Consider the following 1,161-nt stretch of genomic DNA (forward strand, 5'->3'; position numbering starts at 1 on the left):
TCGAACATCAGCCATGATTTGCGCACGCCGCTTAGCGTGGTGATTGGCAGTGCGCGGATGCTTGAGAATGCACCGCTTGAGGGTGCAGACCGCACCCGCCTCAAGCGTCTCCAGCAAGCCAGCAATGTGCTCTACAATCTGGTCAATGACGTTCTTGACTGGTCGAAGATCGAAGCCGGCGAGATCGATCTTGAGCATGAGCCTGTCAGCCTCACGGACGTTTTTGAGACGCTCATGACGGTGATGGGGGAAGTCGCAGAGGAGAAAGGCCTTACGCTTACCTGCGACAAGGCAGCAGACCTTCCCCATTATGTGATCGGGGATGCTGCACGTATCCAGCAGATCCTGTTCAACCTGGTGAGCAACGCGATCAAGTTCACCGATGAAGGCGAAGTGAGGATAAGAGCGAGCAAGGTCGCACCTCATGATCCCGACAATGTGCGCCTGAGGGTCGAGGTGAGCGATAGTGGTGTGGGGATATCATCCGAAGACCAGGAGCTCCTGTTCCAGCGCTTCAGCCAGGTGGACAAGAGCTCCACGCGCCGCTTCCAGGGCACTGGGCTCGGCCTGTCGATCGTCAAGCAGCTCGTAGAGCTGATGGGCGGGAGCGTGGGGGTAGAGAGCAAGCCGGGTGTTGGCAGTACATTCTTGGTCGAGGTGGAGTGTGCTCGACTTGATCAAGTGCCTATTAAGCAAGAGGCTGTAGGCGAGCAGCAGGAAAAGCTGCTGGCTGGTAAGTACGTCCTTCTGGTTGATGACAGCGACCTTGTGGCTGAGCTCGCCGAACTGATGCTTGAGACCGCCGGGGCAAAGGCCAGCACATGTGGGAATGGGCAGGAAGCGCTCGACTGGCTGGCCAACAACCCAGGCAAGGCGGATATCGTCCTGATGGACGTGCAAATGCCAATCATGGACGGCATAACTGCCGTCACCATCATGCGCAGCGACCCGGTACTCAAGGTGATCCCAGTCATCGCCATGACCGCAGGGGCCACCAAAACCAAAATCGATGAACTGCTCGATGCAGGCATGACCGACTACATCACCAAACCATTCACTGAAAAACAACTGGAAGACGTGCTGGTCGCCCACATCAAGCCGTGATGAGCGGGCAGCCCAAGAACCTCTGGCAAAAGCGTTGATCAGCGAAGTGTTGGCCTC

General features: G+C 57.1%; 1 protein-coding gene. It reads left to right on the top strand.

Annotated features, from left to right (window positions below):
- A partial coding sequence (locus VRS74_RS12650) for an ATP-binding protein (RefSeq protein ID WP_354145588.1) occupies positions 1 to 1,104 on the top strand: 1,104 nt, incomplete at its 5' end.
- Positions 1,105 to 1,161: the final 57 nt, after the last annotated feature.

It is taken from the genome of Altererythrobacter litoralis (genome assembly GCF_036324225.1).
Classification (GTDB): Bacteria; Pseudomonadota; Alphaproteobacteria; order Sphingomonadales; family Sphingomonadaceae; genus Erythrobacter; species Erythrobacter litoralis_A.